This window comes from Acaricomes phytoseiuli DSM 14247, assembly GCF_000376245.1.
GTDB lineage: Bacteria > Actinomycetota > Actinomycetes > Actinomycetales > Micrococcaceae > Renibacterium > Renibacterium phytoseiuli.
The window spans coordinates 66,185-79,774 of the sequence record NZ_AQXM01000059.1 but is presented as its reverse complement, the minus strand read 5'-3'; the positions used below and the strand labels follow the sequence as shown (position 1 = coordinate 79,774).

The 13,590-nt window shown below is 63.8% G+C and carries 13 protein-coding genes; 11 read left to right on the top strand and 2 right to left on the bottom strand.

The genetic code is table 11. The features are described from left to right. Positions 1 to 29 precede the first annotated feature (29 nt). The gene (gene nth / locus C501_RS0108015) at positions 30 to 818 is read left to right on the top strand and encodes an endonuclease III (protein WP_018135112.1); all 789 of its coding nucleotides are present in this window, start codon (positions 30 to 32) and stop codon (positions 816 to 818) included. Between the two features lie 27 nt (positions 819 to 845). Then, entirely contained in the window at positions 846 to 1,502 is a 657-nt protein-coding gene (locus C501_RS0108010) for an NUDIX hydrolase (RefSeq protein WP_018135111.1), read from the top strand. A 26-nt stretch (positions 1,503 to 1,528) separates the two neighbouring features. Here the strand turns inward: C501_RS0108010 and C501_RS0108005 are convergent, their stop codons facing one another. Beyond that, entirely contained in the window at positions 1,529 to 3,262 is a 1,734-nt protein-coding gene (locus C501_RS0108005; RefSeq protein ID WP_018135110.1) for a bifunctional 3'-5' exonuclease/DNA polymerase, read from the bottom strand. A 241-nt stretch (positions 3,263 to 3,503) separates the two neighbouring features. Here C501_RS0108005 and ssd point away from each other — a divergent pair, with 241 nt between their 5' ends. The 7 genes from ssd to C501_RS14010 all read left to right on the top strand — a co-directional run bounded on the left by ssd (position 3,504) and on the right by C501_RS14010 (position 8,337). After that, the gene (ssd, locus tag C501_RS0108000; protein ID WP_018135109.1) at positions 3,504 to 4,622 is read left to right on the top strand and encodes a septum site-determining protein Ssd; all 1,119 of its coding nucleotides are present in this window, start codon (positions 3,504 to 3,506) and stop codon (positions 4,620 to 4,622) included. Further along, the gene (locus C501_RS0107995) at positions 4,619 to 5,827 is read left to right on the top strand and encodes a TadA family conjugal transfer-associated ATPase (RefSeq protein ID WP_018135108.1); all 1,209 of its coding nucleotides are present in this window, start codon (positions 4,619 to 4,621) and stop codon (positions 5,825 to 5,827) included. The genes ssd and C501_RS0107995 overlap by 4 nt, the downstream gene beginning before the upstream one ends. A gap of 119 nt (positions 5,828 to 5,946) precedes the next feature. After that, the gene (locus C501_RS12885) at positions 5,947 to 6,561 is read left to right on the top strand and encodes a type II secretion system F family protein (protein WP_169332128.1); all 615 of its coding nucleotides are present in this window, start codon (positions 5,947 to 5,949) and stop codon (positions 6,559 to 6,561) included. Between the two features lie 56 nt (positions 6,562 to 6,617). Then, positions 6,618 to 7,127: a type II secretion system F family protein gene (locus C501_RS12880; protein WP_018135106.1), complete on the top strand. Its 510-nt coding sequence runs from the start codon at positions 6,618 to 6,620 to the stop codon at positions 7,125 to 7,127. Between the two features lie 50 nt (positions 7,128 to 7,177). After that, on the top strand, positions 7,178 to 7,501 hold the full coding sequence (locus C501_RS14765; RefSeq protein ID WP_043568584.1) for a DUF4244 domain-containing protein: 324 nt from the start codon (positions 7,178 to 7,180) through the stop codon (positions 7,499 to 7,501). 24 nt (positions 7,502 to 7,525) lie between these two features. Then, complete coding sequence (locus tag C501_RS12870) at positions 7,526 to 7,963, top strand: TadE family type IV pilus minor pilin (protein WP_169332127.1); 438 nt, start codon at positions 7,526 to 7,528, stop codon at positions 7,961 to 7,963. Beyond that, positions 7,960 to 8,337, top strand: coding sequence for an Rv3654c family TadE-like protein (locus tag C501_RS14010; RefSeq protein WP_169332126.1), 378 nt, complete (start codon positions 7,960 to 7,962; stop codon positions 8,335 to 8,337). The genes C501_RS12870 and C501_RS14010 overlap by 4 nt, the downstream gene beginning before the upstream one ends. Here the strand turns inward: C501_RS14010 and C501_RS0107970 are convergent. Then, the gene (locus C501_RS0107970; protein WP_018135103.1) at positions 8,243 to 10,672 is read right to left on the bottom strand and encodes a DEAD/DEAH box helicase; all 2,430 of its coding nucleotides are present in this window, start codon (positions 10,670 to 10,672) and stop codon (positions 8,243 to 8,245) included. The genes C501_RS14010 and C501_RS0107970 overlap by 95 nt on opposite strands. Before the next feature lie 107 nt (positions 10,673 to 10,779). On the opposite strand from C501_RS0107970, the gene trhO reads away from it, so the two are divergent. Both trhO and C501_RS0107960 read left to right on the top strand, forming a co-directional pair. Next, positions 10,780 to 11,670: an oxygen-dependent tRNA uridine(34) hydroxylase TrhO gene (gene trhO, locus C501_RS0107965; protein WP_018135102.1), complete on the top strand. Its 891-nt coding sequence runs from the start codon at positions 10,780 to 10,782 to the stop codon at positions 11,668 to 11,670. A gap of 60 nt (positions 11,671 to 11,730) precedes the next feature. Then, positions 11,731 to 13,479: a DUF7059 domain-containing protein gene (locus C501_RS0107960; protein WP_018135101.1), complete on the top strand. Its 1,749-nt coding sequence runs from the start codon at positions 11,731 to 11,733 to the stop codon at positions 13,477 to 13,479. Positions 13,480 to 13,590 lie beyond the last annotated feature (111 nt).

The following is a 13,590-nucleotide window of genomic DNA, read 5'->3' as shown; positions in this document are numbered from 1 at the left end:
CCGAAGAGCTGCCTCGGGTGCGCCCTGTCATGCCTGAGACGCCGCTCGCCCTCAAGCGGAGGGCGCGGAAGATGAACCGGATACTTGCCGAAGCCTACAGTTACGCCCATGCGGAACTGGATTTCCGCAATCCTTTCGAACTGCTCGTCGCCACGGTGCTTTCCGCGCAGACCGCGGATGTCCGGGTCAACCAGACCACACCAGAGCTCTTCCGTCGCTACCCGGATCCGGAGTCGTTGGCCCAGGCCAGCGCTGCGGAGGTCGAGGAGATCATCCGGCCCACCGGATTCTTCCGGGCCAAAACCCGCTCCCTGCTCGGCCTGGCGCAGAAGATCATGGACGACTTCGACGGCGTGATCCCTGATAACGTCGCTGATTTGGTGACCCTGCCCGGCGTCGGGCGCAAAACCGCGAATGTGGTGCTCGGCAATGCTTTCGGGGTGCCGGGGATCACCGTGGACACGCATTTCGGCAGACTGGTCCGGCGATTCGGCTGGACCGATGCCGAGGATCCGCTGATCGTCGAGGCCGATGTCGCCGAGCTCATCGAGCCGAAGGATTGGACGATGCTCTCTCACCGCGTGATCTTCCACGGGCGGAGGGTTTGCCACTCCCGGAAGCCGGCCTGTGGGGCTTGTGTTGTGGCCACGCTCTGTCCGTCATACAATATGGGAGAGACCGTCCCCGAGCGCGCCCAGAAGCTCTTGAAGTATGAGCTCCCCCCCGGGAATGAGGAACTGCTAGCTGCGATGCGGGCGGATAATGCAGATGCTGCGGCTTTACGGCAGGCGCATCAGCGCCAGCAGAATGCGTTATGAGCACATGTTGACGACGGCCCGCGAACTATGAGCGGCTTACGTGACCTTGAGCGCCTAGCCGCTCGGGCAGCAGCCGGTGATGTTCCGGCGCTGCAGGACAAGCGCGGACGGGTGGATCCTCTGGCAGCTCGTCAGGCGGCGGTGCTCATCCTTTTCGGCTCGGAAGCGGGTCCGGAGGCGGCGGCGCTGGACTGCGAGGTGCTCTTCGTGGAGCGGGCTGCGACGCTGACGGACCATCCAGGGCAGATCGGTTTTCCCGGCGGCGGGCTGGAGTCGGAAGACTCCGGCCCCGAAGCGGCCGCTTTGCGCGAGGCTGTGGAGGAAACCGGTCTGGATATCACCGGAGTGCGAGTGCTCGGAACGCTGGGGCAGGCAAGCTTGCCCGTCAGCAATTTCCTGGTGACGCCGGTACTCGGCTGGTGGCGTGTGCCGTCTCCAGCCTATGCTGTTGATCCCGCCGAGACGGCACGGGTTTTTCAGGCTTCGGTGCGGGAACTGCTCGACCCGCAGAATCGATTCATGGCTACTGTCAGACGTGGTGCCCGAGCGTTCCGCAGCCCTGCTTTCCTCGCCCAGGAGACCGTGATCTGGGGTTTTACCGGCGGTCTTCTGGATCAGCTTTTCACAGAGCTGGGCTGGACTCAGGAATGGGATCGCGGCAGAGAGTGGCCGATACGAGTCTAGCCCGCTGAGCGGACTTGTCGGGTGGCCTATTTGGCTTCATCGTAATGATCGACGATGGCTAAGCTGACCGGAAAATCCACGGGGATCTGACCGAAGATCAGTTCCTTGGCTTCCCTGGCAGCGGCCGAAATCAACTGGCTCGTTTCAGCAGCCATCGGCTCCGGGCAGTGCACCATGACCTCATCGTGCAAGAAGAACACCAGCTCTGCTTGCAGCCGCGGATTCTGCCGGATTCTGCGGCGCAATTGGGCCAACCAACAAGAAGCCCACTCCGCAGCAGACCCCTGGACCACGAAGTTCCGGGTGAACCGGCCTCGGGAACGGGCCAGGGCGTCAGCCCGGCGCTGCTCCTCCTGCGTGGTGCTTCGCTGAGCCGCTAACCAGGCTTCCGCCGGCGGCGGGCTGCTCCGCCCCAGGTAGGTGGTGACGATCTCTCCACGTTCTCCGGCCCGGGCGGCTTCTTCGACCAGGCCGACTGCCCGGGGGTAGCGCCGCCCTAACTGCGGCATCAGCCGGCCGGATTCGCCCGACGTCGCGCCGTAGATCGCGCCCAGCAATGCCAGCTTCGCCTGCGCCCGCTCGCCGAACCCCTGCGCCGCGATGCCGGCATAGAGATCCTGGCCCTGGGCGGCGCGTGCCAGCCCTTCATCCTGGGCGAGGGCGGCGAGTACCCGCGGCTCGAGCTGAGCGGCATCGGCGACGATCAGCTTCCAACCGGCTGACGCTTGAACGGCCGACCTTACCTGCTTGGGGATCTGCAGAGCACCACCGCCCCGTGACGCCCACCGCCCGGAAACCACTCCGCCGACGACGTACTCCGGGCGGAAGCGCTCATCGTGCACCCAGTGCTCCAGCCAGTGCCAGCCATGAGCGCTGAAAAGGCGGGAGAGTTTGCGGTATTGGAGGAGTACGGGAATAGCCGGATGGTTGATCTGTTCAAGCTCCCAGCTCCGGGTGCGCTTCACCTCGATTCCTGCCCGATGCAAGGCCCGGAGCAGGTCCTGCGCCGAGTCCGGATTGAGCTTCGGAGCGTTGAGCTCAGTCCGCAGCTGGGCTGCCAGCGCTTCCATTTTGGCGGGCCGTGCCCCGGGCGAAGGACGTGGCCCCAGGGCTTCGACCAGCAGCGCCTCGTGCTGCTCGGTTCGCCAGGGAACGCCTCGGTATTGCATCTCCGCGGCGATGAGGCTCCCGGCTGATTCGGCAGCGAGGAGCAGGTTCAACCTGCTTGCCCGCGGCGAGCTCCGGACCGCGGTCAGCTGGTTGCGAAACTCTGCGGCGAGCTCTTCGCTGCCCAATGCGCCGGTCTGGGGCAGGGGGTCGAAGAGACTCTCCTGGACTTGGGGCTCCAGGTTGTTCCGGCTGGTGTCCGCAGCCAGCGCAGTCGAGGCGCTCGCTACGAAAGGAACGTGATCGGGCGCGCTGCGTCCTGGTGCCGGTGGTTCGATGAGCTGCCCCTGCCGACGCAAGAACTCTGTGGGCTCGGCGTATTCAGAGCCGCTCAGGATGGTCCCGGATAGCTGCAGGTCGTAGCATCGCTCTACGCTGACGCCGTGCCGCAGCAGCTGGGGGTACCATTGCGCACTGCTTTCCCAGACCCAGCGGGGGTGTGCTTCTGCCTCAATAGCGCCTACGGTCTGGGCCAGCTGAGCTCGAGTTATCCGTTGCGCGCTTCCTTGCGCAAAGCCGTCTGGGTCGAGCCCGGTCAGCTCGATCACGCGACTGTCCTCAGCAGAGGAGACTTCAGCGACGAGCGTGTACATAACGTCAATTCTGCCTGCAGGCACCGACGAAATCATCGATCCGCCGGGGGATCTGGAGCGACGGGTGACGTCGAGGGGGTTATTCGCTCTTTACCCGGCCATTCTGCGGAGCTTTCCTCCACACGGACGGCTTCCTCGCGCTTTCATCACAAAGGCCTGAATCGCTGATCCGGGGGCGTGCTACTCCGGCCACAGTAGTTCCATGCAAGAGCAGTTGAGAACTCGTCGCCACGTTCACCGTGTGGCCGCAGCACGTCGGAACCCTCCGCGCGGCCAGGCCCCGCAGCCCCGGGTGCCGCCGCGGTCACGGCGGCTAGTTCTTCTGGGCGGTTCCGAAGAGGAGCAGGAAGCCGTGCGCTCTGTTGCCGCGGCAGCCGGTCTGGAACTGAGCCTGGGGCCTGAAACCACTGATGCCTGTGCTGTTTTGGCTACTCCTGAAGCCTTGAGTGCTCGGCTGCCGCGATCAGCGGATGTCCCGCTGATAGGTCTGAGCGTCAGAGACGACTCCAAGCTCTGGGAGGCCAGTATGCGCGCAAGTGCCGACCACGTTGCTCCGCTGCCGCAAGCAGCGCCTTGGTTGGCTGGTTTCCTCAGTCATTCCCGAGACCGCCCCGAGCGGGCCAGGGCTATCTCAGTGATCGGCGCTTCCGGTGGAGCCGGGGCATCCACACTGGCCCTGCTGCTTTCCCGCAGCATCACCGAGACTTCGGCGAAGGTGCTGACGGTCGATGCAGACCCTTCTGGTGCCGGCCTGGAATTCCTTTTCGGCATCACCGTCGAGTCCGCACTGAGTTGGCACGATCTGCCGACGGATGGCAGGCCCTTGGACCCGGCTCGTTTCCACTCGGCGCTACCGAGCGCTCAGGGATGCCATCTGCTGGGGTTCGGTTCTCAGCCCGTCCGGCCCGAAGCACTGGCGGTGGATGCTGCGCTGACGGCGGCTTCCGAGGCTTTTGACGCGGTGATTATCGACCTGGGCCGTGGGGGCATCGTCGATGCGGAGTCGCAGAGCCCAGGGAGTTCGGCGGTAGGAAGAGGTGCCATCGGTTCCGAGGTCCTTTCCAGATCTGACCTTGTTCTCTGCCTGGTTCCCGCGACTGTGCCGGGAATGCTCTCCGCCCGGCGTATGAAGGCGGCATTGCCTGGCGCATTTCTCGTTTCCCGAGGCCCCTTCCCGGAAGGGTTGGATGCAGAGCGGATGGCTGAGGCGCTTGAGATGCCATTACTGGGGAGCCTGCCGCGGTTGCGCAAGCTGATCGGCACCGCTGACCCGGATCAGGTGATTGCTATGGCCCGGCACCGAACGGTCCGTAGGCTGCGTCAGGATCTGCTCGGGGAACTCAGAATGGCCCAGCGATGAGCGGGCTCGAGGCGAACGGAGGGTCCAGCAGCGGATTGACCGCGGATCCGCGCCTGATCTCATCGGTACGGGAGGAGATCCTGACTTCCGCCCAGCCGGTCACCCGTTCCAGTGTGATCTCAGCGCTTCGCGCCCGGGGTGGCATTCTGGCGGCAAGCGGTGCGATGGGAGCAGCGGAGCGGATTTATGCAGAACTCGGCGGTCTCGGTCCCCTCCAGACCGTGCTCGATGATTCAGCAGTCACCGATATTTACGTCAATTTTCCGGCGGAGGTGTGGATAGACCGAGGTCAGGGCGTAGAACGAGCTCCGCTGAGTTTCGATGATGAACAACACCTCCGAGCTTTTGCGATCAGGCTCATGGCTCGGGCCGGTAAGAGCGTCGACGAGACAACCCCCTGCCTCGATGCACGGTTGCCAGGCGGGATCCGGGTGCATGCTGTGCTGCCACCGATCAGCCCGGCGGGAACGCTGCTGTCGCTGAGGATCAAGCGATCGCGCCCCATAGCAGTCGACGAATTCCTCGCAGCCGGTGCAACAATCCCCGGCGGTTCCGACTCCCCGACAGAGGTCGAGGAGCTGCTCAGAGCAATGATGGCATCGCACTGCAATTTTCTGATCAGCGGCGCTACCGGAACCGGAAAAACCACTCTCCTCAGCACTTTGCTCAGTATGTGCGGCGCTCAAGAAAGGCTCATTTTGGTGGAAGACACCGGTGAGCTGGACCCTGAGCACCGGCATATCATCCGCCTGGAGAGCAGGCCGTCCAATCTCGAAGGCCAGGGCAGTCTGGGACTTGATCGCCTGATCTTCGAAGCTCTCCGGATGAACCCGGACCGCCTGATCGTTGGCGAGTGCCGTGGATCAGAAATCCGGGAACTCTTCACAGCGCTCAATACCGGCCACTCCGGCGGCGGAACGATCCATGCCAACAGTGTGCGCGATGTTCCAGCTCGGCTGTCCGCGCTCGGAGCTCTAGCGGGCTGGGACACCACAACGGTGATGGCGCAGGCGGTGAGTGCTATCGACCTGCTCCTGCATGTAGGGCGCCACGGCTCTCATCGCATGCTTCGCCAGATTGCGGTACTGGGCCGTTCCGGGGGTGAGCTGTATGCCGAACCGGCATTGGAATGGGATGGCCGCAGCTGGTCCCGAGGGCCTGGATGGGCTGGCTTGCTGCAGAAAATCCAAAGGGTATTGCACTGATGTTTTCCCTGATCGCTTTATTCCTCTGCCTTTACGCCCTGGTCCTGCTGCGGGCAATACGAAGTCCGGGCAGGAATCATTGGTCCGTTCCGATTCTGTCGGCCGCCCCTACTATTCGAATGATCCGGTCGATTTGTGCATCCACCCTGAAACCACGGGTCGCACCAGCGCATGCAGCTGACATCCGCCAGCTGGTGCTGCTGGTTCGGCGAATGGCGGCGCTATTACGCGGAGGGCGGAGCGCTTCGGCCTTATGGCGGGACCTGCAAGACACCGTCGGCAACGTTGAGCTCGCCGGGTTGGTTTCACGCGTTGCGGCAGCAGCGGCACTGGGACTCAGCCCGGCTCATGCGATCAGAGAATACACCTCGGGTCAACAGGGCTCAACCGGTCTGAACAGTCCGCTGACCCAGCTAGCTGCGGTTCTGGAGATCTCTGAAACAAGTGGTGCACCGCTTGCCGCATTGCTGGAGCGTTTTGCCGATCATCTGGAAGGCGAGCTCGATACTGAAGCGCTCCGCCGCACGGCGATGGCTGGGCCCCGGGCCACAGCGAGGCTCTTGCTTTGGCTGCCGCCTGCCGGCCTGCTGATAGCAGCCGGGATGGGGATCGATTTCTGGGAAGTCTTCGCAGGGAGCCCCTGGGGCGTGCTGGCATTAGGCGCAGGATTCGCCTTGATTCTGCTCTCACGGTTCTGGGTAGGGCGCCTCGTCGCACGAGCGGGGCGACTATGAACACGATCCTGCTCTGAGTCATCCTGAGTTCTGCCGCAGTACTGTCAACGAAACCCATGAGTCGGCAGCATCCTGCCGTTCTGGCCCAACCTCACCAGAGGTTCTCGAAGACCCTTCCAACGGACACAGGTATCGATGACCCTTCTTTGCTCCTCGAACTGACCGCTGCGATGTTCCGCGCCGGAAGCTCCTTGCCCGGGGCGCTGGAACATCTGGAGAGAGTAGCCGGGCAGGAACTGAAGCCCGCGCTCAAGGGCATCAGCAGCGGCCTCGCCATGGGAGTCGAGTGGAACGCTGCGTGGAAAGGAGCGGCCCGACTAGGCGAGCCCCCAGCCCTGGCCGTTATCGAGCAGTCCCTCAGGTTCGTCGCGTACACCGGAGCGCCCGCTGCGGATCTCGTAGAGGCGGAAGCAGCGCGAATCCGGCGAGAACGGCGTCAGGCCCTGCAGACGAAGGCCGCCGCACTCGGTGTGCAGTTAGTCATCCCACTCGGTCTATGCGCCTTGCCTGCCTTCATTCTCTGGGCCGTGATCCCCATCGTCATCGCGGTGATGCCCATGCCCTGAAACACCTGTTGAGAACTCATCACCCTAAGTAACTGAATCAGGAGAAAACAGTGGAAAACCACCCAACGGAGTGCCCAAAGAGCGCTGGCCGCAATGCTCAGAACACTACCCATCAGCCCCTGCCTGACCCGAGCTCGCGCCAAGAAACTAAGGAATCCGCGTCGGAGCCCCAGCAAGCTCCGCGCCATCTCGCTACGGTACGATCCCTGCCGTATTCCGGGCGCTTCGCTGAGCGCGGAATGGCCACCGCCGAATACGCGATCGCCACCTTAGCCGCAGTCGGCTTCGCCGGTCTGTTCGTGGTGATTCTGCGCAGTGATGAAGTGCGAGGTTTTCTGCTCGGCCTCATCCGCAATGCGCTGAGTCTCGGCTGAAGATCGTCGAACGAGGTGCTGTACGTGGCAGGGACATCGAGTAAAAATGCGGAGCGTCGAGCCTGCGCTGCGCTCCAGCAGAAGCACACCAACCGCGGAAGCGTCACGGCTGAACTCGCCGTTCTGCTACCGGTGCTGACCCTGCTCCTGGCTCTCATCGTGACAGGTGCTCAGATAGGCCTGATGCAGTTGCGGGTCAGCGAAGCAGCATACGCCAGGGCTCGCGCTGCCGCTCGAGGAGAGCCTGAGGCCGCGGCAGTCATCGCGCAGCGGACAGCCGGCCCGGCGGCCAGGGCCACGGTGAACCGCGATGGCGGCTACGTCAGCGTGCGAGTGGAAGCCTCCGTCGATGCCGGTCTGGCTGCTCTGCTCGGAGGTGCTGTTTCCGCTACGGCCTCAGCCAGGGCCGAGAGCGGCGGGGCTGATTCCACGTGGGCGGAACCTCGCGGAGTCGGAACGTGAAAGGTGCGAAAGACCGTAGGAAAGAAAGCGGTGCCACGACAGTCCTGGTCGCTGTGATAGCAGCATTCTGCATCCTTTCTTTCACCTTGATCGCAGCCTGGTTCACCGCAGCTCAGGCCCAGAAGAATGCTTCCAATGCGGCGGATCTGGGTGCTTTAGCGGCTGCTGATGCGGCGCGAGGCCTGAGCGCAGGGGAGCCTTGCCGGGTCTCGGAGGCTCTGGTGCAGCGCCATGGGGCGCAGCAAGAATCCTGCGCTATCGAAGCCACCGGCGATACCGTCAAGGTGACAGTGACGATGGCTCTTCCCGGCATGCTGCAACCGCTGGGCCCGGCCCGTGCCCAGGCACGGGCCGGGCTTCCTCCTGATGGCTGAGCACGAAGGATAGTAAGGCAACGGCTCCGGCCTTATCCAGGGGATTATTCTTGTTTCCGCACTTCGGTGATTGCACGCAGGACGGGCAACCGGTATCGCAGTCGCAGGAGACAATCGCATCCTTAGTCGCCCGGAGCCAGGCCGCAGCCGCATCGAAGCCGCGTTCGGCGAAACCCGCTCCGCCGGGGTGTCCGTCATAGACGAAGATCGTCGGCTCTCCGGTATCGGCATGCTGGGGGGTGGAGACTCCGCCGATGTCCCAGCGATCGCAGGATGCCACCAGGCCGAGCAAGCCGATAGCCGCGTGTTCGGCGGCATGAAGTGCCCCCGGGAAACGATCCGGGCTCAGACCCGCCTCTTTCAGGGTCTCAGAGCTGAGCCGCAGCCAGAAGGCCTTGGTCTCCAGTTCCCGGGGGCTCAGCTCCAGGGGTTCCTCGCCCAGAACCTCATTGGAGAGCAGAGATTTGCGTTGGAAAGAGGTGACCTGAGTGGTCACCTGCACTGTGCCGAAGTGCAGATGCACCGGCCCCCAGGAGTCCTGCCGCAGATCTTCCAGAACCTCGATCTGCGTCACATCCCGGGCCGTCGTGTAATAGTCCGGCCAGGACTTCCTGACCACCGCGCAATGCTGCTCCTCATCGAGCTCTTCGACCAGATAGCTCACACCCTGGTGGGTGTACACGGCCCCACGGTGCACTTGGTGATGAGCCTGAGCTGATCCTATGGTGCCGAGGACTACGCCGTTGTCAGCATCCACGATCTCCAGCGGGGCGCCACCATTGCCGCGCAGATCGACAAGAGCCGCCGCGCTTCCGGAATGCGTCCAGTACCAGCCCTGAGGCCGTTTCCTTAGGTATCCGCCAGCCACGAGATCGTCCAAGAGGGGCAGTGCCTGCGCACCGAAAAGCTCAAGATCCGCGCTCGTAAGAGGTAGCTCTGCCGCCGCGGCGCAGAGCTGCGGTCCGAGGACGAAGGGATTCTGCGGATCGAAGATACTGGCCTCCAGGCCAGTATCGAAGACCGCCTCCGGATGGTTGACCAAATAGGTATCCAGCGGGTCGTCACTGGCGATCAGTGCGGCCAAGGCGTCCTGGCCGGCTCTTCCAGCCCGGCCTATCTGCTGGAACAATGAAGCCCGGGTACCCGGCCAGCCCGCGACCAGCACCGCATCCAACCCGGAGACATCGATCCCTAGCTCCAGGGCTGGGGTGCTGGCGACGCCGAGCAGGCTCCCGATCCGCAACCGCTTTTCCAGCTCGCGCCGCTCTTCGGGCAGATAGCCGCTGCGGTAGGCGGCAACACGCCCGGTCAGCGAATTATCCACCTCCGCGAGGAGCCGCCTGGCGTTACCAGCAATGGCTTCAGCGCCACGGCGGGAGCGGATGAAAGCCAGCGTCCGGACTCGCGCGGCGACAAGATCCGCCAGCAGCGCGGAAGTCTCCGCAATGCTGCTCCGGCGTTCTGGAGCGCCATTCTCCCCCCGGAATTCACTCAGCTGCGGCTCCCAGAAAGCCACCGTGGTCTCGCCCCGCGGCGATGCGTCTTCCGTGACCGCCACCGCGGGTGCCCCGACCAGACGGGAAAACCCTTCCGCGGGCAGTGCGACCGTTGCCGATGCCCCGCAGAAAACAGGCTGTGACCCGTAACTCTGACAGATTCGCCGCAGCCGTCGCAGCACCGCGGAGACATGTGAGCCGAAAACGCCCCGGTAGCTGTGGACTTCATCGATGACCACGTAGCGCAGCCGGCGTAAGAATGAAGCCCACCAGGCATGGTTGGGCAGGATGCCGATATGGAGCATATTCGGATTGCACAGCACGATATTCGCGTGCTCCCGGATCCAGCGCCGCTCAGAGGGGTCCGTATCCCCGTCGTAACTGGCCACTCGGAGGGTCGCCAGGTCGAAGCCGCGCAGGGTCGAGAGCTGATCCGCAGCAAGCGCCTTCGTGGGGGAGAGGTACAGCACCGTTGCGCCGTCAAGAAAGGCACCGGGCTGTTCAGCCTGCGCCAGCCCATCCCGGTGCACCGCATCCAGCGCCGGAAGCTGATAGGCCAGGGACTTCCCGGAAGCGGTGCCGGTGGCGATGATGGTGTGCTGCCCTTCGTGCAATAGCTCAGCCGCTGCAGTCTGATGCGACCAGGGCGCTGCAACACCGGATTCCGCCAGTTGCGTCACGATATCCTGATGCAGCCAGGACGGCCATTCGACGTGATCACCGGCTCGGGCGGGCAAGACGCGGATATGCCGCAGTTCTTCCGCTTCCGAGCCGCGCCCCAGTAATCCGATCAGGTCACCGGGAGCTGGCGGACTCCCCGCCCCGGCAGGTTTTTCCATCGCTGATATTCTCCCACCACAGGTCGGCGCCGCCAATCGGGTCAGCTCTCAGCAGTGCTTCTGCCCTCTGACCACACTTACTGAGCGATGCGCGTTAAAATCGTGGGGTGGCCATCCATCGCATCGTCTTGTTCTACGAATTCACCCCCGTGGCTGATCCGGAAGCAGTCCGGCTCTGGCAGCGTGCGCTCTGCGAGCAGTACGGCCTGACCGGGCGCATCATCATCTCCCATCAGGGCATCAACGCGACAGTGGGCGGGGAACTCGAAGGAGTCAAGCAGTACGTCAAAACTACGCGAGAGTACTTCCGGAAGATCGACGTGAAATGGTCTGAGGGCTCTGCTGAGGATTTCCCTCGGCTGAGCGTCAAGGTTCGGGATGAATTGGTCAGTTTCGGGGCCCCGGGTGAGGTCGGCGTCGACGAGCAGGGAGTCATCGACGGCGGAGCCCGGCTCAGCCCGGAAGAACTCCACCGGCTAGTTGAGGCCAAGGACGTAGTCTTCTTCGATGGCCGGAACGCCCGTGAAGCGCGGATCGGCAAATTCAAGGACGCGGTAGTGCCCGATGTCGCTACCACCAGGGACTTTCTCGCGGAACTGGATTCCGGCGTCTATGACGATCTCAAGGACAAGCCGGTGGTCACCTATTGCACGGGAGGCATCCGCTGTGAAGTGCTTACCGCGCTGATGCGCCGCCGCGGCTTCTCGGAGGTCTACCAGCTCGATGGCGGCATCGTCCGCTACGGCGAGCAGTACCGCGACAGCGGCCTGTGGCAGGGTTCGCTCTACGTTTTCGACGGCAGAGGCCATATCCAGTTCAGCGAGGACGCAGAAGTGCTCGGCCGCTGTACCCGCTGCGCCGAGCCCACGAGCGATTTCCAGAACTGCGCAGAGCCGTCCTGCCGGGCCCTTGATCTTTTCTGTTCTGGCTGTGCGGCAGTGGTGGAGCCGAGGTGCGCAGTGCACACTCCAGAAATAGAAAAGGCCGGCTCGGCCTAGTGGCTCTATCGGCTGTAGTAGAGCTGCAGTAGAACTGACAGGCCAGCATAGGCTAGAGCCATGCCTGATTCGCACACCGAGGATTCCCCGGCGCTCGTGGACTTTTCGGATACTGAAGCCCTTGTTGCTGATCCACACCTGATCCGAATGCTGGCCGGGGACCTTGCTGCGGTCCGCTACAGCGTAGCCGGGGTCGAGGAGCTTCTGGGGGAATCCGTTTACGCGGCCCTGAACCGTGAGCAGTTCGTTCCGGCGCTACGCCGTAGCGGAGCAGCGATGCGCTCAGGGGATCCTTTAGCGGTGCTAGTCCAGCTGTTCCCCTTGGCCAGGGCAGTGCCGGGTGCCTTGCTGGAAACCGCCCTGCCCACGATAGGGCTGGCAGGGATGCTAAGACTCGGGCTGATCGCCCCGGCTGCACTGCCAGAATTCCCGGCTGCACTGCCAGAATTTACGCTGCCAGAATCTCCACGGGCAGAATCAGCGCCTTCAGAATCTGAGCAGCCGGAGTGCTATCGGGCCCTGGTGGATCTGAGCCCCTACTCCTTCACCGATGAATCCGGTGCCGTGGATCTCTGGGTAGCCAGTGACCTCGCGGCACACCAGCGTCCCGGTGTGCTGCGCCACGACCACGTGCTGGGCATCGGACAGGCCTCGTTGACCCTGGCCCAGCTCATCGTCCGGAAACCGGTAGATATCGCCGCGGACCTCGGCGTAGGCTGCGGAATCCAGACATTCCATCTACTGCGGCACGCCCGCAAGGTCATCGCCACGGATATCTCGGCCAGGGCCTTGAACTTCGCCCGATTCAATCTGATGCTCAACGCCGAGGCTCTGGAACTGGACCCCGAACACCTCACCGAACGCGTAGAGCTGCGCAGCGGTCACCTTCTGGAGCCACTGCTCGGGGAACGCTTCGATCTGCTCGTCTCCAACCCGCCGTTCGTCATCACGCCGCGGAAGAAGGCTCAGGAACCAGGGGCAGACCCTGAAGCCGTCTTCATCTATCGCGATGGCGGGCTCCCCGGCGATCAGATCGTCTCCGAACTGCTACACGGCTTACCCGAGCTGCTGAGGCCCGGCGGCCTAGCCCAGCTTCTGGGCAACTGGGAGATCGCTGACCCCGAGGCCGAACCCGGACAAGCCGGATCCTGGCAGGAACGGCTCGATGTTTGGATAGCGCCAGAACTGGATGCCTGGGTGATCCAGCGCGAGGAATTGTCCCCGGAGCGATACGCGGAGGCGTGGCTGCAAGACGCTGCCCAGAGCCGCGACCCTGACGCCTACGATCGCGCCTATACCGCTTACCTCGAGGACTTCGCGGCACGCGGCGTCAACGCGGTGGGCTTCGGCTCGGTCTGGGTGCGGCAGCCAGCGCAGCCGGGCTCAATTCCCCCTTTCCGCCGCTTCGAAGCCATCGGCCACCCCCTGGAGCAGCCCATCGGCCCCCAGCTGGGCCTTGCCATCGCGCGTGCGGATTGGCTCGCCGGGCACTGCGCGCCGGAGAGTCTCGATGCGGGGCATCTCGTGGTTCCGGAGGACGTGACTGAAGAAAGGCATCAGCGTCCGGGGGCCGAGCACCCCGCCATCATCCTGCTCCGCCAGGGTGCCGGATTTCGCCGTACCCGGATACTCAGTTCAGAACTCGCCGGTCTCGTCTCCGCCTGCGACGGCACACTGAGCGTGGGCCAGATCCTCACTGCGCTCAGCGTGCTCCTGGAAGAGCAGATCGACACTGAGCTGCTCCGCGGGCAGGTACGGGAGCTGATCCGGAACGGATTCCTCACCCCACAAGATCTCGTGAGCGGCTAGGGGCGGGGGCCCAGAGCGGATTAAGCTAGCCACGTAAAGAGCTGCCGTGGCGCGGCGAGAGTCGCGCAGCCCCTATCAGCTATGGTGAACTAAGCTTTTGAAGCGCACACG

Excerpts from the sequence above, each read along its gene's own strand:
- C501_RS0108005 (WP_018135110.1), bottom strand. The coding sequence starts at position 3,262 with ATGTACACGCTCGTCGCTGAAGTCTCCTCTGCTGAGGACAGTCGCGTG.
- C501_RS0107960 (WP_018135101.1), top strand. The coding sequence starts at position 11,731 with ATGCCTGATTCGCACACCGAGGATTCCCCGGCGCTCGTGGACTTTTCG.
- C501_RS12885 (WP_169332128.1), top strand. The coding sequence starts at position 5,947 with ATGATCCGGTCGATTTGTGCATCCACCCTGAAACCACGGGTCGCACCA.
- C501_RS0107970 (WP_018135103.1), bottom strand. The coding sequence starts at position 10,672 with ATGGAAAAACCTGCCGGGGCGGGGAGTCCGCCAGCTCCCGGTGACCTG.
- C501_RS12880 (WP_018135106.1), top strand. The coding sequence starts at position 6,618 with ATGAGTCGGCAGCATCCTGCCGTTCTGGCCCAACCTCACCAGAGGTTC.
- C501_RS0108010 (WP_018135111.1), top strand. The coding sequence starts at position 846 with ATGAGCGGCTTACGTGACCTTGAGCGCCTAGCCGCTCGGGCAGCAGCC.
- C501_RS0107995 (WP_018135108.1), top strand. The coding sequence starts at position 4,619 with ATGAGCGGGCTCGAGGCGAACGGAGGGTCCAGCAGCGGATTGACCGCG.
- nth (WP_018135112.1), top strand. The coding sequence starts at position 30 with ATGCCTGAGACGCCGCTCGCCCTCAAGCGGAGGGCGCGGAAGATGAAC.